General features: G+C 57.4%; 17 protein-coding genes and 3 pseudogenes. 13 read left to right on the top strand and 7 right to left on the bottom strand.

What is annotated here, in order from left to right; all coding sequences use genetic code 11:
• Positions 1-79: 79 nt before the first annotated feature.
• The 3 genes from AKU94_RS19985 to AKU94_RS20330 all read left to right on the top strand — a co-directional run bounded on the left by AKU94_RS19985 (position 80) and on the right by AKU94_RS20330 (position 2,413).
• Positions 80-622 carry a hypothetical protein gene (locus AKU94_RS19985; RefSeq protein WP_198144858.1) on the top strand — a complete coding sequence of 181 codons (543 nt, stop codon included), beginning with the start codon at positions 80-82 and terminating at the stop codon, positions 620-622.
• An 85-nt stretch (positions 623-707) separates the two neighbouring features.
• Positions 708-1,922 carry a recombinase family protein gene (locus tag AKU94_RS06585; protein ID WP_232295712.1) on the top strand — a complete coding sequence of 405 codons (1,215 nt, stop codon included), beginning with the start codon at positions 708-710 and terminating at the stop codon, positions 1,920-1,922.
• A gap of 5 nt (positions 1,923-1,927) precedes the next feature.
• Positions 1,928-2,413: a hypothetical protein gene (locus AKU94_RS20330; RefSeq protein WP_232295711.1), complete on the top strand. Its 486-nt coding sequence runs from the start codon at positions 1,928-1,930 to the stop codon at positions 2,411-2,413.
• A 178-nt stretch (positions 2,414-2,591) separates the two neighbouring features.
• Here the strand turns inward: AKU94_RS20330 and AKU94_RS20325 are convergent, their stop codons facing one another.
• The 3 genes and pseudogenes from AKU94_RS20325 to AKU94_RS06575 form a co-directional block, all read right to left on the bottom strand.
• Positions 2,592-3,290: an ATP-binding protein gene (locus AKU94_RS20325; protein WP_232295710.1), complete on the bottom strand. Its 699-nt coding sequence runs from the start codon at positions 3,288-3,290 to the stop codon at positions 2,592-2,594.
• Positions 3,291-3,424: 134 nt separating this feature from the next.
• Positions 3,425-3,937: a hypothetical protein gene (locus AKU94_RS20320; RefSeq protein WP_232295709.1), complete on the bottom strand. Its 513-nt coding sequence runs from the start codon at positions 3,935-3,937 to the stop codon at positions 3,425-3,427.
• Between the two features lie 55 nt (positions 3,938-3,992).
• Positions 3,993-4,725: pseudogene (locus AKU94_RS06575) on the bottom strand (response regulator).
• A gap of 180 nt (positions 4,726-4,905) precedes the next feature.
• On the opposite strand from AKU94_RS06575, the gene AKU94_RS06570 reads away from it, so the two are divergent.
• The 4 genes and pseudogenes from AKU94_RS06570 to AKU94_RS06555 all read left to right on the top strand — a co-directional run bounded on the left by AKU94_RS06570 (position 4,906) and on the right by AKU94_RS06555 (position 9,385).
• Positions 4,906-5,391: an EF-hand domain-containing protein gene (locus tag AKU94_RS06570; RefSeq protein WP_050526512.1), complete on the top strand. Its 486-nt coding sequence runs from the start codon at positions 4,906-4,908 to the stop codon at positions 5,389-5,391.
• Positions 5,392-5,456: 65 nt separating this feature from the next.
• Entirely contained in the window at positions 5,457-6,764 is a 1,308-nt protein-coding gene (locus AKU94_RS06565; protein WP_083444971.1) for an APC family permease, read from the top strand.
• A 68-nt stretch (positions 6,765-6,832) separates the two neighbouring features.
• Positions 6,833-9,165: pseudogene (locus AKU94_RS06560) on the top strand (heavy metal translocating P-type ATPase).
• Between the two features lie 22 nt (positions 9,166-9,187).
• Positions 9,188-9,385 (top strand): heavy-metal-associated domain-containing protein, encoded by a 198-nt coding sequence (locus AKU94_RS06555; RefSeq protein WP_050526510.1) that lies wholly within the window; start codon positions 9,188-9,190, stop codon positions 9,383-9,385.
• Positions 9,386-9,403: 18 nt separating this feature from the next.
• Here AKU94_RS06555 and AKU94_RS06550 read toward each other — a convergent pair whose 3' ends face one another.
• The 4 genes from AKU94_RS06550 to AKU94_RS06535 all read right to left on the bottom strand — a co-directional run bounded on the left by AKU94_RS06550 (position 9,404) and on the right by AKU94_RS06535 (position 13,957).
• Entirely contained in the window at positions 9,404-9,847 is a 444-nt protein-coding gene (locus AKU94_RS06550) for a c-type cytochrome (RefSeq protein WP_050526509.1), read from the bottom strand.
• A 49-nt stretch (positions 9,848-9,896) separates the two neighbouring features.
• On the bottom strand, positions 9,897-10,340 hold the full coding sequence (locus tag AKU94_RS06545; protein WP_050526508.1) for a c-type cytochrome: 444 nt from the start codon (positions 10,338-10,340) through the stop codon (positions 9,897-9,899).
• A 121-nt stretch (positions 10,341-10,461) separates the two neighbouring features.
• Positions 10,462-11,973 carry a multicopper oxidase family protein gene (locus tag AKU94_RS06540; protein WP_050526705.1) on the bottom strand — a complete coding sequence of 504 codons (1,512 nt, stop codon included), beginning with the start codon at positions 11,971-11,973 and terminating at the stop codon, positions 10,462-10,464.
• Between the two features lie 1,087 nt (positions 11,974-13,060).
• Positions 13,061-13,957, bottom strand: a complete 897-nt coding sequence (locus tag AKU94_RS06535; protein ID WP_083444970.1) for a TIGR01459 family HAD-type hydrolase — start codon at positions 13,955-13,957, stop codon at positions 13,061-13,063.
• A 625-nt stretch (positions 13,958-14,582) separates the two neighbouring features.
• On the opposite strand from AKU94_RS06535, the gene AKU94_RS06530 reads away from it, so the two are divergent.
• From AKU94_RS06530 to AKU94_RS19090, 6 genes and pseudogenes are all read left to right on the top strand, one after another.
• Positions 14,583-15,731, top strand: coding sequence for a pyridoxal-phosphate-dependent aminotransferase family protein (locus tag AKU94_RS06530; RefSeq protein ID WP_232295708.1), 1,149 nt, complete (start codon positions 14,583-14,585; stop codon positions 15,729-15,731).
• Complete coding sequence (locus AKU94_RS06525; RefSeq protein WP_050526505.1) at positions 15,728-16,495, top strand: CDP-alcohol phosphatidyltransferase family protein; 768 nt, start codon at positions 15,728-15,730, stop codon at positions 16,493-16,495. Before AKU94_RS06530 ends, AKU94_RS06525 begins: the two co-directional genes overlap by 4 nt.
• 35 nt (positions 16,496-16,530) lie before the next feature.
• The gene (locus AKU94_RS06520; RefSeq protein ID WP_050526504.1) at positions 16,531-17,352 is read left to right on the top strand and encodes a phosphocholine cytidylyltransferase family protein; all 822 of its coding nucleotides are present in this window, start codon (positions 16,531-16,533) and stop codon (positions 17,350-17,352) included.
• 111 nt (positions 17,353-17,463) lie between these two features.
• Positions 17,464-17,592, top strand: coding sequence for a hypothetical protein (locus AKU94_RS20650; protein ID WP_269744959.1), 129 nt, complete (start codon positions 17,464-17,466; stop codon positions 17,590-17,592).
• A gap of 150 nt (positions 17,593-17,742) precedes the next feature.
• Positions 17,743-18,021: a hypothetical protein gene (locus AKU94_RS06510; RefSeq protein ID WP_050526502.1), complete on the top strand. Its 279-nt coding sequence runs from the start codon at positions 17,743-17,745 to the stop codon at positions 18,019-18,021.
• Between the two features lie 439 nt (positions 18,022-18,460).
• Positions 18,461-19,274: pseudogene (locus tag AKU94_RS19090) on the top strand (IS3 family transposase); the annotation flags it as partial.

Genomic DNA, 19,274 nt, shown 5'->3' with positions numbered 1-19,274 from the left:
GTAATAGGCATGTCGAATTTTTTTATGCTGATCGATTCACTTTTAAGAAGCGCTTCCTACCCATTTCTTATGGATTTTTTTGTTTCTTCATTTTTATTCAGGGCAATATTTTTCCGTTTTTTCAAAGTCAGGGAGATGTAGTGATTCGGTTTTTGTGTTTTTTCAAGAAAGGGACGATGTGGATTTTTTCGTCTTTTCTGTTTTTACATTTCTTTGGTTATTTCTTTGCGTTGCTTCCGCTTCAATAGAATTACGCTCTATTTTTAACTCTAGGTTATCAACATCTTTAGGCCGATCTGGCCCACCTTCAGGCTCTTTTAACAACCCGATGAGTCCCTCGATGCTTTATATTGATCATCATAGCGCCGGACCAACAGCCGGTCAAATCAACATCAGTATACCCCGCCTGACGCATAGTCAGGACGGGCAGGAGCACTCGGCCAATGGCACGGGATCGGAAGAGACATGCGCAGAATGGGGAGCTGCCAGCGATGGCCGCGCCGCCTGCCGCGGTATTATCTTCTCCAACGCTACCCCCAAACGCCCCTATTGCCGCGACGCACCAAGCCGCTCACCATCAAGATCAGATTCTGGCTCTGGTTCGCGCCTTGGCCCGGGATGAAGCGCGGGCCGACCACGCGCGCGATATTGCAGCAAACCGACGCCACCGCTCATCTGATCAGTAATATTTCTCGGGGGGAGACCACATGACCAAGCCACTGTTTCGTGTTGCTATTTATGCGCGATTTTCGTCAGACCTTCAGAATGCGGCGTCCATTGATGACCAGATCAGGCTGTGCCGCACCCGGGCGGCACGCGAAGACTGGGAGGTCGTGGGCACTTATGAAGACCACGCCACCTCCGGGGCCAGTATGATGCGGCCCGGCATTCAGCGACTTCAGCGCGATGCATCTGACCGCCGTTTTGATATCGTCCTGTCTGAAGCGCTTGATCGCCTGTCGCGCAATCAGGCAGATATCGCCCATCTTTACCAGAACCTGGCCTTTGCCGGTGTGGGGATCGAGACCGTCTCCGAGGGCACCGTCAACGAGATGCACATCGGCCTCAAGGGCACCATGAACGCGCTCTTTCTGAAGGATCTCGCCGCCAAAACCCACCGGGGGCTTAGCGGACGCATTCAAAAGGGTAAATCCGCGGGCGGTAAAGCCTATGGCTATGACATCATCCGCAGCCTGCGCGATGATGGCGAGCTGAACCGGGGCGATATGGCCATCAATCAGGGGCAAGCGGCCGTCGTTTTGCGGATATTTGAGGCTTATGTGGATGGCATGTCATCCAACAAAATCGCCGATATGCTGAACCAAGAGGCCATTGCGGGGCCTCGCGGCCCTGCGTGGGACAAATCCACGATCCACGGCAATCCCAAACGCGGCATCGGTATCCTGAACAATGAGCTCTACATCGGCCGCCGTGTCTGGAACAGGCAAGAGTTTGTCAAAGACCCACAGACCGGCAAACGACAGGCCCGCCCAAATTCGCAAGCGGACTTTAAATACGCCGATGTGCCCGATCTGCGCATCGTTCCGCAAGATTTGTGGGAAGCAGCCAAAGCCCGCCAACAAAGTCGCAAGATCGAACATACGCAGACTGAGGCATGGGAACGCCGTAAGCCGAGGTTCCTGTTCAGCGGGTTGATCAAATGCGGATGCTGTGGCGGCGGGTTCTCAACAGTGTCGATGGACAGGTTCGGCTGCAGCAACTCGCGCAACAAGGGCACCTCGGTTTGCACCAACCGCACCACCATGGCACGCCAGGATATGGAAAGACAGATCCTGAGAGCGCTTGAAGGCAACCTGATGGACCCCGCCTTGGTGAAGGCTTTTGCGGATGAATACATCGCCGAACGCAACCGCCTCGCTTCAACCCGACAGACGACCGGGCGATCAAGCAAAAGGAACTGAACAAGGTGGTCAAGGATCAGGACATCCTCGTCAACGCCCTTTTGGCGGGCACGCCCGCGGACCGGATCAAAGACCGTATGGCTCAGCTGGAAGCGCGTCAAAAGCAGTTGGTGAAGGAATTGGCGAAAGCCCCTGCCACAGACGCCACTCTGCGCGTCCATCCGAAGATGGCCGACACCTATCACAGCCGCATAAAGTCCCTAATCGCGCGCTTGACCGAGCCTGACAGCACCATGGAAGCGCGCGATGAGATCCGCAGCCTGATCGAAAAGATTGTCATCACCCCGGTGCCCACCGGTGGCAAGCGTATGGAACCGCGCTTGCACCTTCATGGCGCTCTGGCAAGCATTCTGAGGCTGAGCCTTGGGGATCAGCGCAAACCCGGACAGCAAAAAACCTCTTGCGAACAAGAGGTTGAAGAAAGTGTAGTATTTATGGTTGCGGGAGGGTGCAACCGCCGTTGCCTACCCAGTCTGCATTGTTTGCTCTGAATTGGACGAAGGGCCAAATCGACCATGTTTTCAAGGGCTTTTCACGCCAACTATGGACGAGGAGGCCACTCATCCGTGTGGTTCGAATAAGGCAGAGTTGATATATTGGGTTAGCCGCACGCGAAGCGACATCAGACAAAAAACCTATCCTGCAGCACGCAGCGAAGTGGTCAATGGATCAAACGGCTCCGATCGGCAGGCGAACCGCAGCCTCCAGCCCGCCGTCTGGCAAATCGTGCAGAGCCACGGTCCCACCATGCGCCTGAATGATGGTTCGGGCAATGGCGAGACCCAGTCCGACGCCCCCGGTATCGCGGCTTCGCGACCGCTCGAGCCGCACAAAAGGTTCAAAGACGGCCTCAAGCTGATCATCCGGCAATCCCGGACCCTTATCAGCGATGGAGATGACGGCAGTCCCTGACTCTTGCGTCAAGGTCACGTCTGCAACGCCACCATAGCGGACCGCGTTGTCGATCAGGTTGCGCAGGGCGCGGTTCAGGGCTTGGGGGCGGAAGGTGGCGTAGAGCGGTTCCCTAGGTGCGAAACTTGCGCCGCCCCTTGCCACATCTTTCACCAGATCGCCCAGCAATGCGGTGAGGTCGACTGCGGAGGTGGCCTCTGCTTTGGCGACGCCTCGCGCGAACTCTAGCGTGGCCTCGACCATCGCCTGCATTTCCTCGACCAATGCCTTCAGCCGGATACTACCTTCGGTTTCGTCGAGCATTTCGACCCTGAGCCGCATCGCAGTCAGGGGAGAACGCAAGTCGTGGCTGAGGGCCACAAGCATGTGCGTGCGCTCGTTCACGAAACGGGTCAGGCGGTCTTTCATCTGGTTGAAAGCCCTTGTGGTATCGCGCACATCAGACGGTCCCGTCATTGGCAGCAGGTCCGTTTCAAGCCCTCGGCCCAGCCGATCGGCACCAACTGCAAGGACGCGCATCGGCCAATCACCCGACGCGCAGTCCACCATGCAACCAAAGCGACGGCTACCGCCATCAGCAGCAGCGGCAACTAGGCTTGCGGTGAAAGCTGCAGGCCAGGCCGATGAAACATCGTCCGCACGTTCAACCATTCGCGCCCCGCCAGACGGATCGACAGAGTCATCTCGACAGGGTCGGTTCGTCCCGCCATCATTGCTTCGTGCATCGGACGCATTGCTTCAGGCATGCCGTCGGGCGTGGGAAATGGATCACCTGCAAGGGCATGGACATCGGCCCGGACCTCCCGCTCCGGTTCGCCGAGGATCTGCAGGATTTGGCGCAGAACGACATCCGAATTGCTGCTAGTGTGCGGCGCCTCCGGTTCGGCCCCCAGTTCGAACCTGACCAGTGGTGAATCTGCGGCCCGCAAGATGGAAGGGCGCAGATCGGCGGGGGCATCGTCCAGCAACAAGACCACATTCGCCGCACGTCCTGCCGCCTCCAACCCCAGCGCCGCGCGCACGGCCCGGTTGCGCTCGTCCGTTAGCAACAAAAGGCCCAATCCCTGCGTGATAGCCAATGCCAGCAACAGCATGGCGAGCAACTGCCCCCCCCCAGGGAATGCGGGAAGATATGGCGTAGCAAGGAGAACCGCTGTTTCATGGAAACGCCCTCACATCGGCGGCGAGGCTGTAGCCCCCCCCCATACGGTCGCGATCAATGCGGGCTTGGCGGGGCCGGCCTCGATCTTGCGACGCAGGCGACTGATCTGGTTGTCGATGGTTCGATCAAATACCTGCGCCGCGCGACCCGAGGTCAGGTCGAGCAGTTGTTCGCGGCTAAGCACAAAGCGCGGGCGTTTCAGAAACGTCGTGAGCAAGCGGAACTCGGCGGTGGTGAGCGCCACTTCGGCGCCGTCGGCTTCCGAAAGGGTCCGACGGTCGGTATCCAGCACCCACCGATCGAATGCCAGCCGGCGGCCGGCTAGACTGCCGCCCACGACTTCGGCCCGGTCGGACCGGCGAAGGATTGCCTTGATCCGGGCCAGCAACTCGCGCGGGTTGAACGGCTTTGGCAGGTAGTCATCTGCCCCGACTTCCAGCCCCACGATGCGGTCAGTTTCATCGTCCAAGGCGGTCAACATCAGGATCGGGACCCCGCCCTGCGCGCGCAAGCGTCGGCAGACCGACAGACCGACAGACCATCTTCGCCCGGCATCATCACATCGAGCACGATCAGGTCGAACTGTCCGACCTTCATCGCCGCGTCCATCGCCACAGCGTCTGCGGCCGAGGTCGCCCGCATGCCATTCTTTTCAAGATACCTTACCAGCGCATCGCGAATCTCGCGGTGGTCATCGACAATCAGAATGTTGGACGGATGGGGCGTCATATTATCTCCTGATGACAACCTTAGCCGAACCTGCTGACGGCACGCACAGAAGATTGTCGCAAATCCTCCCTGCGCCGCTGTTTGCGACAGTTTGATACAAAAGACCGTCCCGGCTGACAAACTTGTGGGACACCTGCGCCCCAGATTGGGCTCATCACAATCAAATCTAGGAGAGACAGAATGAAACGTTCAACCAAATTCGCCTTTGCAGCTGTTGCTACCCTCGGCCTTGGCGCCGTTGCGGTGCCAGTAATTGCGCAGCAGACCCAAATGCAGCACGGCGGAATGATGCGCGGCCATGACAACATGATGGGGCGCGCAATGGGCATGATGATGGGCGGAGCCGGGAGCTACGCGATGGCCACGTTTGACACCGACAGCGACGGCACGCTCAGCCCCGAAGAAATGACAGCAGGCATTCAGGCCGAACTCTCGACCTATGATACAGACGCCAACGGCACGCTTTCGCTGGATGAGTTTGCGGTGATGCACGTGGCTCATACACGACCGATGGCTGTGCGCGCGTTTCAGATGCATGATGCGGACGGCGACGCGCAGGTGACGGACGCAGAAATGGCGGCAATGGCCGCGATGATGCAAGATCACAGCGGCGAACGGCAGGGCGACATGCCGGGTGCGGGTCGCGGCATGATGGGCAATAACTAACACGCCCTTTTTCCCGCCCGTCGCGCCAAATGGCGTGTGGCGGGGCAAGCCGGGAAGGAAACCTGATGTCCGAAAGCTACAAGAAAAACAGCATCACCCTGCCAGGCGCAGTGGCTATGGGCACCGGCGTGATGATCGGTGCAGGCATCTTCGCCTTGACTGGACAGATTGCGGAGCTTGCCGATCCCCTGTTCCCACTGTCGTTCGTCGCGGGGGCGATCGTGACCGCCTTCAGCGCCTACACCCATATCATGAGGTCGAACGCCTTTCCGTCCGCGGGCGGCATCGGGATGATCCTGAAGAAAGCCTACGGGCCGACAACTGTCGCAGCGGGGGCAACGCTCCTGATGGCACTGTCGATGGTTATTGCCGAAAGTCCCGTCGCGCGAACCTTCGGCACCTACACGCTGCGGGCTTTTGGCGGCGACCCGGAAAGCGTCCTGGTCCCGATCATCGGCGTCGGGTTGATCATAGTTGCATATCTTATCAATATATCAGGCAACCGCTCGGTCGGGCTTCTGTCCATAATCATGGCCGTTATCAAAGTCGGCGGCATTGCGCTGTTCGGAGTCGCAGGCCTCTGGGCGAGCGGCTTCACCTTCGAAGCAACCGGCGGGGATACGGGTGCTACCGGCTTCGTGGCTTCCGTTGCGCTGTCGATCCTGGCGTTCAAGGGCTTTACGACCATCACCAATAGCGGGGCCGAGGTCACTGACCCGCACCGCAACGTGGGCCGGGCCATTGTCCTGTCCATCTCAATCTGCGTGATGGTGTATCTGCTCGTCGCCTTCGCCGTCGGCTCCAGCCTGCCAATCGACCGCATCGTGGCGGCCAAGGACTATGCCCTTGCCGAGGCGGCCCGGCCCGCGCTCGGACAGACCGGCTTCTATCTGACCGTAGCGTTGGCACTTGTGGCCACGGCCACTGGATTGATCGCGAGCGTCTTTGCCGTCACGCGGATGCTGGCCATGCTCACCGAGATGAAGATGATCCCGCACAGTCATTTTGGGATGCCCGGCACGATCAAGGACCACACGCTGATCTACACCGTCGTGATCGCAGGTTTCCTGACTGTCTTCTTCGACCTCAGTCGCATCGCCTCGCTCGGCGCGTTCTTTTACCTCGTGATGGACATGATCATTCACGCAGGAGTCTACAGGAACCTTCGCGAGGAAATCGGCGCGCGGGGGTGGGTGATGTTGACGGCAATTGTGCTCGACGCTGTGGTCCTGACCGCCTTCGCGGTGATGAAATGGCAATCCGACCCGCTAATCGTCGTTTTTGGCGTCATTGGCATGGCACTGGTGTTCGCGTTCGTCGGCGTCTTTCTCGCGCGCAATCCCGTAAACGAGGGCGATCACGATCACCATTAAAAAAGAGCTTGAGATTCCAGTGGCTGGAAGCCTCAGACTAAAGCAAATCATTAGAAAGTTGGCAGGACATGGACCACAATCATCAGCACTCGAAATCTGATATTCCCGACGGGGCCGAGACGGCCACGGATCCGGTTTGCGGCATGACGGTGGCGATCGGGCCCGACACGCGCCACGCCGAGTTTCAGGACAAGACCTTCCACTTCTGCTCCGAAAACTGCCAGACAAAGTTCAAAGCCGATCCCTGGTTTTACGCCTCGGGGCGTGCCGCCGGGCATACCAAAGCGGCCCCTGCGAACGCCCAATACACCTGTCCGATGCACCCGGAGATCATCCGCGATGAACCCGGCGACTGCCCGATCTGCGGCATGGCTCTGGAGCCGATGCTGCCCTCGGACGAGCCGAGCAAGGAACTGACCGATTTCACCCGCCGGATGTGGATCTCGTCGGTGTCGGCGGTGCCGCTGATCATTCTGGCGATGGGGGAAATGGTTGCCCTGCCGGTGCGCGACTGGATCGGGCATCAGACGGCCAGCTATCTGGAATTCGTGCTGGCAACACCGATTGTGCTCTGGGCGGCTTGGCCGTTCTTCAGCGCGGCTGGGAGTCGGTGCTGAACCGCTCGCCCAACATGTGGACCCTGATCAGCCTCGGCGTGGCGGCGGCGTATCTCTATTCATTGGTCGCAACATTTATGCCCGGCGTGTTTCCGGAGCAATACCGGACGGGGGCTGCTGTCGGTAACTATTTCGAGGCGGCGGTGGTGATCGTGACATTGGTCTTTGTCGGTCAGGTGCTGGAGTTGCGCGCCCGCGAACGCACCGGCGACGCCATCCGCGCGCTACTGGACCTTGCGCCCAAAACTGCGCGGCGCATCCTGCCCGATGGCACGGAATATGACGCACCCTTGGAAAACATCATGGAAGGCGACCGGTTGCGGGTGCGCCCCGGCGACGCCGTGCCGGTGGACGGCGTGGTGATCGACGGGCGGTCCAATCTGGACGAAAGCATGCTGACCGGCGAGTCGATGCCGGTGGAAAAGGGTCCGGGCGATGCAGTGACAGGTGCCACGATCAACAAGAATGGCAGCCTCGTGATCGAGGCAGGCAAGGTCGGGGCAGATACGGTGTTGGCGCAGATCGTGGAGATGGTATCGAACGCGCGCCGTTCACGTGCGCCGATCCAAGGGATGGCCGACCGGGTCTCGGCTATCTTTGTGCCGACTGTGGTGGCGGTTTCAATTATCGCGTTCATTGTCTGGCTGATATTTGGCCCGGAACCGGCGCTGGTCTTTGCCATCGCATCCGCCGTCTCGGTGCTGATCATCGCCTGCCCCTGCGCGTTGGGCCTCGCAACACCGATCTCGATCACGACAGCAGCCGGACGTGGCGCGCAGGCAGGCGTGCTGATCAAGGATGCCGAGGCGCTGGAGCGTATGGCGGGTGTCGATACGTTGATCGTTGATAAGACCGGTACACTGACCATGTGCAAGCCCAAGCTGACGGATACAGTTGTGCTGGGCGATATGGCTGAGGGCGACCTCCTGTCATTCGCCGCCGCGCTGGAGCGCGGCTCGGAACACCCGCTTGCCGAAGCGATTGTTGAAGGAGCCGAAGCCCAAGGCGCCACGCGTCAGGAAGCGGAGGATTTCGAAGCGATCACCGGCAAGGGCGTGCGTGGCAAGGTTGCCGGACGCTTGGTGGCGCTTGGCAATGCTGCGATGATGCAAGAGATGGGGCTGAACACGGCAAATGCAGAGGCCGAGGCGGACACCCTGCGCACGATGGGAAAGACGGCGATGTTCATCGCTGTCGATGATGCGCTTGTCGGTATTGTGGCGGTGGCCGACCCGATCAAGGACAGCACCGCTCAGGCGATCGATGAACTTCACCCGCAGGGGCTGCGCATTATCATGGCGACCGGTGATAATGAACGCACGGCGCAGGCAGTGGCGGAGAAGCTGGGCATCGACGAGGTGCGCGCGGGCGTGTTGCCCGAGGCCAAGAAAGACCTGATCGACGAATTGCGACGCGACGGCCACAAGATCGCCATGGCAGGCGACGGGGTGAACGACGCCCCTGCCCTCGCCGCCGCCGATGTTGGCATCGCCATGGGCACCGGCGCGGATGTGGCGATGGAGAGTGCCGGCATCACCCTGCTGGGCGGCGATCTGATGGGCATCGTGCGGGCGCGCAAACTGGCCCGCGCCACCCTGCGCAATATCAAGCAGAACCTGTTCTTTGCCTTTGCCTATAATGCGGTCGGTGTCCCGATCGCGGCAGGGCTGCTTTATCCTGTCACTGGCCTTCTACTCTCGCCAATGATCGCGGCGGCGGCGATGAGCCTGTCGTCGGTCTCGGTCATCACGAACGCGCTGCGCCTGCGGCGGGTGGATCTATAGCAAAACATAAAAGGAGAACTGAATGACAACCTACCATATTCCCGACATGAGCTGTGGCCACTGCAAGGCTACTGTTGAAAAAACGATCCATGCCCTCGATCCTGCGGCGCAAATCGCGTTCGACATGGCGGCGCGGCAGATCACGATTCAGAGCGGCACTGACGCCGCGCATATGACCGCAGCGCTGGCAGAGGCCGGATACCCTGCCTCGCCAGCCTGACGACTGCTCGCCTGTGGGTCACTGAGTATCTGCACGGCTCCGCTCGGCCTGAACGGCGCGTTCACGTTCAGGCCAGCGGGATTTGATATACGTGAGGATGTCATCGACATCGTCCAGCGTCAGTATCTCGCCAAACCCGGGCATGCCACTGTCAAAATCCACGCCCATTTGTGCCAGTGCCTCCTCGCCGCCCAGAGTAATGTAGGCAATCAGGTCGGCGTCGGAATGATGCCATGTATGTCCGGTGGCATCATGGGGCGGCGCGGGTAAGCGCCCATCAGCATCAGGGCTTTGCCAGTCGGGTTGACCTTCGAGGTTCCTTCCGTGACACGAAGCGCAGTGTGCATCGTAAAGAACGTGGCCGCGCGATACGGCGGCATCGGGTGGCGCAAACAGGTAGGCGGCGGCCCAGATGGCTCCCATGAGGGCCGCTGCACCTGAAATGAGGAGAAGCGGCCTCATGCTGGATCGCCGTGGAGGCAACCACCCACTTCGCTTGGATTGCCTGCCATCAGTTGATCCCGTTGGCGCGCTGTAACTCTCGCACATAGGTAATAATCGCCCCGAGTTCTGAATCGGTCAAAGGCTGTTCAACCGGTGGCATGTTGCCGAATTTCCAGTGATGCGCACGGACGCCGTTCCGCGCGGCCAGAACGAATGCCATGTCGCTGTGATGCGACGGCTCGTAAATACGATGGACAAGCGGTGGCGCGATCCCGTCCTGACCGGCAGCATTCGCACCGTGACACGAGGCGCAGACCGCGCTGTAATATGTCTGGCCCAGAACGGCCTGCGCGGAAAACTCCGCCGGCAGCGTGACCTCCACCATTGGTGCCGCCGAAGAGGTGCCCGGCGCAACAGCAGGTTCTTGCGTCCCTCGGCCCTGAGACAGGTACCAACCTGCGGCTGCGATGATGGCGACGACGGCGAGTGTGCCGATAAGTCCTTTATTCATGATGAAATCTCCAATTTATTTTCGCCGACGCTGCGGCTTTGGCGGGGTGCCCGTACGGTAAGCGCACCGCTATGAATGTGTTCTGCCACCGATAGGAACGCTCCTCTCCGGTGGCAGGGTGTCAGGCGGTGACAGAAAATTCGGTCATCATGCCTGAGGCCAGATGCGGCATGTGATGACAATGCAGCATCCAGCGCGCGGCCTCGCCTGCATCCAGCGCAATCGTCACCATCGTCATCGGCGGGACATAAACCGTGTCGCGGATCGCACCATCAATCGCGCGTCCGTTGATAGTCACCACTTGAAACACGTGGCCGTGCAGATGCATCGGATGTCCCATCATCGACATATTGTGGAATGTCAGATGCACCCGCTCGCCGCTCTTGGCGGTGATCGGCGTGTGATTACCCCACGTCTCGCCGTTAATGGTCCAGAGGTATGGCTGCATTGCGCCGCCCAGCATGATCTGGTGCGACCGATCTACCGGGCGCGGCGCAAGCCCGCGCATGCCTTCCGGTCTTGCCGCGCGCAGCGAAGCCTCCTGCGCAAGATCAATATCGAAAGCGCTACTTTCTGTTTCGCCCAGATCGTCAATCCGGCGTATCTCTACACCTGTGGTGGCGAGGATGAGACCCGTGCGCTCCCGCGCACCTTCGCGCAGCGCGAGGATTGGAAAAGCTCCCGATTCCGGCAGATCAATTTCCAGATCAAGGCGCTGTGCCATAGCAAGACCAAAGCGTGTGCCTGCCATCGGCTCGACGGCGTGGCCGTCCACGGCCACAAGACGTGCCGGTATCCCGCCGGTGTCGATCCAGAACGTTGTCGCCGCCGCCGCGTTGATCACCCGCAGCAGAACACGACCCCGACGTTCAACGGCGATCACCTCCGGATCGGAAAGCGTGCGGTCATTAGAGAGGTAGGCATCGAAATCGAAGTCGTTCAGGTCCATCTGCATCCCACCGGCACCCATTCCGCCCATGGTCATGCCATTCATATTCATATGGCCGCTTTCGCCCGACATCATGCCGGAATGATCCATGCCCGCCATCGCGCCACTGCCTTGCATCGCGCCACCCATGTCGTGTGGCGCTGCACCATTCGTGATCTCAGCCAGCACATCAGCAGCGGGCCGGAATGAAAAGTCGTGCAGAAACATCACGACCTCCTGACGATCAGACGTCAGATCCTCGGGCCGCCGCACGATCAGCGGCGCGGCGAGCAGGCTCATCTCCTGCACAGGCACATGGCTGTGCATCCAGAATGTGCCGGCTAAGGTCTCATAATCATAGCTGCGCATCTCGCCCGGTTGCAGCAGCGGCATCGGCAGGTTCGGCACGCCGTCCTGCACATTGGGCGGGATCTGGCCATGCCAGTGAATGATTGTTTCTTCATCCAGTGCATTGGTCAGGTCCACGCGGAACCTCTGACCGGGATCAAGGACCAGCCCCTGTCTGCCCGAGCCATTGACCAGCCCCATAACCGTGGCGGCACGACCGCCAACATCGATCACCCGTGTCGTTGCGGTCAGGGAAAGTGGTCTGTCTTGCGCAAATGTAATGCGTGGAAAGGCGGTGGCTGCAGCCATAGCTGCGGATGCGGCCAGAAAGCCGCGGCGTGTCAGTTCATTCTTCATCATAAAAATCCATCATACCCCCAGGGGGGGGGTGTCAGTCGGGAACCGCTACCCGGTTCCGCTCGTCAACTCTTCAGATAGATTTGGGAGGGCGATCGGCGGTCTCAATCAGGCGCCCGTGCAGAACAAGGGATATTGCTGCCAAGTGCCCTGCTGATCGTAAGGCCACCGGAGCTGGGTCCAGAGATGGAAACAAGGCCGCTATTGACCCGATACAAGCAGTTGCGCAGGCACCCGTCATAGAATGCCCGGTAGCACTGCAATGCTCAGCTCCAGATTGCCCGCTTCTGCCGGCTTGTTCGGCATGACACGGAATCGACATCGTTTCAGCCTGCCATGCCATTACCGCATGCGGAAGGGCGCCGAACAAAGCGACGGCAACCAGCAGCAAAAGAGAGAACAAGTAACGCGTCATCGGTCCCATCAGCAGAAATACAGCGGATATCTATAATTTATCTGGCCGTTCCACAATACATGATGCCATTTTCCAAGTTTGTCGAACAGGTAAATGCCCTTCCTCGAAGGGCGCGTGCTCGCTATGATGTTGGGGCAGTATATCCGAATGCAGCACATCCGCATTTTGGACTGCCATTCGGTGCCCAAATATCAAGGTGAACCCTGACGATTGATGGTCGAAAAACTGCCGTCTTTGTCACTCGCCGCCGTCTCACCTGAAATCAAGCTGTTGATAAGGACAAAACCCTCGGATCGATACTGAGGGCGATTTGGCTGGAATCCTGAGCCTATGCGACATAAGAAAAAAGACCGCCGAGCTTTCGCCGGACGGTCTTTTGCAAATAAAGCTGGTTGCGGGAGGGTGAACCGCCGCAATCTACTAAAGCTCCGGTGCTTCGTTTAGGACGTGTCACGAAAGATGTAACCCAGTTCCTTGCAAACCTACAGAATTTCCATACATAAAGCGCGAATGCGGCGTCAACTTCTCGAGCGTCAATTTCGACAAAATCAATGATGGACTCTCGGAAAGCCCTTCAACTTTGTTGCCACTGCTTACGAATTCTATCTCTGTGCAAGAGATAGACATTTTTCTAACTTATGCCCTGGCGTTGGCGACCAGAGCCTCATTGGCTCAGACCCACCGCAAGCGGTCACACATGCCCACGAGGTTAATATCTGGACATTGACCTTCGATAACCTCACGCGCACGCGTCACGTTGGCTCCGATGCTCAGGTTATCAAACGCTTTGGCGTGGATGCCGTCCGTAATAAAATAGGCGTCAAAGCCGTTGTCAGCGGCACCCTTGATATCTGTGAGCAACCCGTCGCCGACGGCCAGCAATCGGCTCTTCGGGATATTCCTGCCAGCAATATCCGCTGCTTCTCTCAGCGCCTCGTCGTATATCGCAGCCTCGGGTTTGCCCGCAAAAATTACTTTGCCGCCCAATTGCGCGTAGCGTTGGGCAATTGATCCTGCACAGATTACCATCCGGTCGCCACTGCGCACAACCAGATCGGGGTTTGCGCAGATCATCTCCACGGATGCCGCATACATTGATGCCAATAGACCGTGATAGACTTCAGCCGATTCAATCTCATCATCAAGCGGGCCCGTCAGCAGGCATATTTTGGCTTCCGGCAAGTCCACAATCGGGTTCGCCAGACCTGTAAGAATCGAACGGTCGCGTGCGGGGCCAAAGTGGAACAACGGCGCGTCGGGTTGTTTTGCTATCAGCGCAGCAGTCACATCGCCCGACGTGATGATGGTATCAAACGCCTCTCGCGGAACTCCAAGACGGTCCAGCTGCGGATAGACATCTTTGGACAATCGCGGCGCATTGGTGAGTAAAATGACAAAGCGACCACTGGCACGGACACTGCACAAGGCATCAACGGCATCTTCACAGGCAGCAACGCCATTGTGGAGGACACCCCAGATGTCGCAGAGTAGGCCATCATAGCCTGCAGTAAGATAACTCAGCGGAGTAAATCCGGCTGGTGGATCCGAAAACTGGCCGGTGTGTCCCATGGATAAGATGGGTCAGGTTTCTGTGCGCAAGGTCAAGCAGAATCTCGCGATGGGAGGACGGGTTTGAAACTGTTGGGCACATGCGGGTCTTACCCGGTTCGCAGGCACAATTGTCAGTATCGCATCCACTCCTTGCAATCTGGCAGAATTCTCCATATGGCTAAGCCTTGAGGGCGCACCAACTAGTGTGCGCCGATTCTTTCAAGATCAATCGTAGCAGAGCAGAACACCTGAACTGCTGCCGGACGTTTCCGGCAAAACTCAACGTCACTCCACATCTTTGCGCGTTGGCCACCTCTTGTTGCCTGCGAATTTGCTCGACTTTGCTAAACTACCGCCCAAACGCCGCTTTTCAGCGCAAGACGCGCATCTAATCCGCAGGTGTTGCCGGGATCTGGGGTTTTTCGATTATTTCTGCACGCGTTCAATTGTGGGACGACATGACAACAGCCTCTCTTGATGGCTGCGCTTTCGAATTCGATTTGTGCCCTCTCGATGTCCATGTGCGGCCCACGTGCGCGGACGTATCATGGGCGTCCCGATCTCATGACCCTTCGTCATGTGGTCGTTGGAGAATGACCTAATGTTAGACAAATACCTGCTATTCACCCCCGGCCCTGTGAATGTGGCCGAGACCCTTCGTGATGCCATCAGTAACAAAGATATCTGCCACCGCGAACCTGATTTTGACGCCCTTCTGGGCAGTATCGAGAACAAACTGATCTCGCTCTTTCAGATTAGAAATCGAGCGCGATATCGTGCAGTGGTGATCACCGGATCCGGCACTGCAGCAAACGAGGCCATCCTGTCTTCTGTCGTGGGAAAGGGTGCGATCCTGATCCTGTCGAACGGCGAATTTGGCGGACGGTTGCACAAGACGTCCAATATCCACAACAAGCGGACCCACCTCATTGAGGTTCCATGGGGAACCCCTTTTGATCTGAACCAGATTGAGTTGTATCTGGCGGCCCACCAGATTGATGTCATCGCAATGGTCCATCACGAGACTTGTTCAGGCATGTTAAATCCACTGGCGCAGATCGGCGCTTTGGCCAAGGCCAATGGCGCGTTGTTCGTGGTTGATGGTGTCAGTTCCGTCGGCGCGGAGGTAATCGACATGGAGGCGTGCAACATCGCGTTTGTGTCCAGCTCAAGCTCCAAGGCGATAGGGTCCTACCCTGGCTTGTCCTTTGTCGTGGGCCGTAAAAAATACTTCAAACAGCTGAAACATCACGCGGCGAAAACGACCTATCTGAACCTCGCGACGTTCTATGCCTTTCTGAAAGATCATGGTCAAACACCCAATACGCCTGCCGTTCCATTGTTCTTTGCGTTGGAGCAGGCGTTGGCGGACATCCTGCGCGAAGGCGTGATCAAACGTTATGCGCGGATAAAAGCCCGCGCCGAACTATTACGTGTCGGTATGCGTCGCCTCAACCTTGAGTTTTTAATCGACGAGGCGGACATGTGTTCTATCCTGACCACGGTGCTGGTGCCACCTTCAATTTCTGTGCGCAATCTGCGCGCTCGGCTGCGCGAAAAATCCATCATCGTATACGAGGGCAAGGGCTGCTTTGCCGGCAAGGTTTTTCAGGTGGGTAATATCGGGGAATTGTCGGACTACGATATCCGGTTCTTCCTTACGGCACTCAAAGACGTGCTGCTGACCTTGCAAGCCGAGGCAGCCGAACTGGTGTCCCCTGTCAAATCTAAGGCGGGAAGATTGGTCATGCTCCCGACGCCTGACCGTTTTCCGGCAAAGGTGGTGTCATGACGGATAAGCTGAAACGGCTTTGGGCCACCAAAACCCGTGATGACGAATGGTGGTCATCGTTTGTCACATCACCCCTTGCCATCGCTGCCAACTATGGCGCTGCTGATGTCCCGTGGATCACGCCAAACCGGATCACTGCGGCCTCATTTCTGGTCGCTGTCGTTGCCACTGTGTGTATCTTGGTTGGAGGCTTTGGCGCATTCATCGCAGCAGCAATCCTGATCCATTTCAGCCACATACTAGATTGTATGGACGGTCAAATGGCACGCTACCGAAATGTGTCGTCCCCCGTAGGCAGCTATTACGACCGATTGACCGATCAGGTGCAGGTCACACTTTGGTTTGGCGCAACCGGATACGCGGCCTATCTGCAAACCGGCAGCGTGACCCCCGTCTTCCTCGCGATGATCGGCATCGCGTTCTACGGATTGCGGGGATACGCCAAATACATCGCGCTTGAAATCGAAACCGCCCGCAACCCAGACTACCCCGCAGACTTGGCACTGCTGAAACGCATCGAAATCAGGGCGGGTTTGGGCTTTGGCCTGCGCAAAAACTGGGCGTGGTTCTTAAAGGAGCAACGTAAAGTTCTCGCCTTTGATGAGGGTGTGTTCATCTTCATGCTGTCGATGGCGCTGATATTTGACCAGCTCATCCCGATGCTCTGGGTTTTCGCCGCAAGCCAATTGTTCTGGGGCCTCTACAAATCTTGGCTCAGAGGCAAAAACATCCGCGAAAACTGTAAACTTCCCTTCCCGAAATAGTCGCTTTTGTCGCGGCTCATCCAGGACATAATGATATGAAAAACGAAATCAACCGCCCTCCCATGGTAGTCATTCTGGCCGCAGGAATCGGCTCCCGGCTCAGCCCGCTGACAGACAACTGCCCCAAAAGCCTGTTGACCGTTGGCGGGTCCGTTATCCTTGAACGGATGATCCGAAATTGCCTCAGCTGCGGCTTGTCACAGTTCGTTCTGGTGCTGGGCCACAGAGCAGACGAGATCAGGCAGTTTGTCGATAAGACGTTTCGAGGAATCCGTGTCACCTATGTGATCAACGACCGCTACCGTGAGACGAACACGGGGTATTCCCTGATGTTGGCATCGCAGGTGATCGGCACTGCTGAATTTATTAAGTTCGATGCAGACGTTGTGTTTGATGTGAAAATCCTACGTCAACTTGTCGATGACGACCGTGCCAATGTTTTGTGCATCGATCAGAATATCGCGCTTGAGGATGAAGAAGTGAAGGTCATTACTGACGACCAGATGCAGGTGCTTGAGGTCGGTAAATCCGTTGATCCCAAGGTGGCTTTGGGGGAATCCATTGGGATCGAGAAGATCAGTGCCAAAACTGGCCCGCTTCTTTTCGTGGAATTGTCCGAGATGATGGAAAGTCCAGCGCGGTATCAGGACTATTATGAAGACGCCTACGCACGGCTCGTGGTGAAAGGTGCTGCCTTTCATGCGCTTGATATCACGGGATCGAACTGGACCGAGATTGATACGGCGCAAGATTTTGCCGCAGCAAATGCAATGTTCGGAACGCCGATCACGACAGTCTCGCGTGGACAGCAACGGGCTATAGACGAGGCTTCGGACAAGGCGGCCACCGCCATGTAACGCCCGTCAAGAACAACACCAGTGTGTACCTGATCCAGGCAAACATTGGACAACCGCAGCCAAGCCCTGCCATTTCGGCACCGGATCGCTGCATTTTGGAAGGACACGACCATGGCCAAAGGCAAAAACAGCAATAAAGAGACAAAAAAGCCAAAACAGGAAAAGCCGAAAGTCCACGCCACAGCGAATTCTCTGGCGGGTAAACCTGCGGTTGCGATCGGAGGCAAAAAGGTAAAGTAACCCACGAATCCTTGTGCAAGATTGCAAGCCTAAAGACCCTGCCTCTTTGAGCGGTAAGCCCAAAGAGGCAGCAGCTCGTCGTGGATACAGGATCAGTGCTGCGGCAAATTTTGGCCCAATCGCCCCATCAACCTGGTCAGGAGGCCTGCCATGACCGACGAAGAAAGCACCTCGAAGGTGCATTACATCTGCCAGACATACATCGAAAAGAAGGCGGGACGCAGTGGGCAGGTCAGTTTGCAGATCGACAAACAATTCCAATACACTTCAGCGTCACAGGCCAAGGAGCGAGCGGAACGCGAATGCCGTTCCGAGGCGTGCGTCGGTGCTGACGCCTACATGGTCACAGAGGACCCCAGTTCGGGTGAAGTCGGAGAACCGACTTTCATCGTCAGGGTTGGGTCTGTTCCTGAATTCGACGCATTCTGAAGCATCGCAGTCGGGTCATCAATGGTCTCCTCAGCCCGTCACACACCGAGAAATTTGGCCGACGCGATCCGTGCATCCATCATGTCAAGCCAGCGTATGACTGGCGAGCATGGCAAACAACGCCTATTGTGCCTGTGCCAAGTGTTTGCGCCCGCCCGACTTTTTTTGAGGCTGAGCTATGGCCTGCCGCAGTACGGTGACATGAATTTGGTTCGGATAATCGTATCAATTTCAAGATCAATTGTCTGACGTCAGCGCCTATGGGGCCAAATATGGCAATTTGATTAGAGAGTATTCTTGGCTCATCGCAACCACTGAAAGTGGGGTGGTTGCTGCCCTCCCCCTGAACGGCATCGCAATGTGCCAAGGGTAATCCCCCCTAAAATTAGTGGTGTTCAAAAGTAGAATTTTCTCGGCAAGATATCTGAGGAGATTTACGATGAAGAATGGACGATACAGCGACGCGCAGATCATGGCGGTGTTGAAGCAAGCGGAGGGCGGTGTTCCGGTTTCTGAGCTTTGCCGGGAGCATGGAATGAGCAGCGCAAGTTTTTATAAATGGCGGGCGAAGTTCGGCGGCATGGATGCGTCATTGATTTCAGAGATGAAGGATATGGCGGAGGAGAACCGCCGCCTGAAGCGCATGTATGCCGAAATGAGCATGCAAAACGACTTGCTGAAGGAAGCCCTTGGAAAAAAGCGCTGAAGCCATCTCGAAGGCGGGAGATGGCCATGAATGCGGTCGCGCAGAACGGGGTCAGCATTGCGTTGGCTTGCCGTGCGTTTGAGATCAGCGAGACGTGCTACCGGTACGCCCAATCCTGAGCGACGAGAACGAGGAGATCGCCGCTTGGCTGGAACGGTTGACCGAGAAATAAGCGAACCTGGGCTTTGGCCTATGTTTTTTGTATCTGCGCAACGTCCAAGGCTATGGCTGGAACCACAAACGCGTTTACCGGATCTACTGTGAACTGGAGCTGAACCTGCGGATCAAGCCAAAGAAGCGCCTGAAGCGTGATAAACCCGAGCCATTGGCTGTGCCTGACAGACCCAATGAGACATGGTCGATGGATTTCATGGCTGATCAGCTCGCAGATGGGCGTTCGATCAGGACATTGAACGTGCTGGATGACTTTAATCTTGAAGGCTTATGTATTGAAGTGGACTTCTCGCTGCCCGCAGAGAGAGTTGTCAGAAGCTTAAACCAGATCATCGAATGGCGCGGACAACCTCAGGCAATTCGAGTCGACAAC

Origin of the sequence: Pseudorhodobacter aquimaris (assembly GCF_001202025.1) — a bacterium.
GTDB classification, from domain to species: Bacteria; Pseudomonadota; Alphaproteobacteria; order Rhodobacterales; family Rhodobacteraceae; genus Pseudorhodobacter; species Pseudorhodobacter aquimaris.
This window is presented reverse-complemented; position numbering and strand designations above follow the sequence as displayed.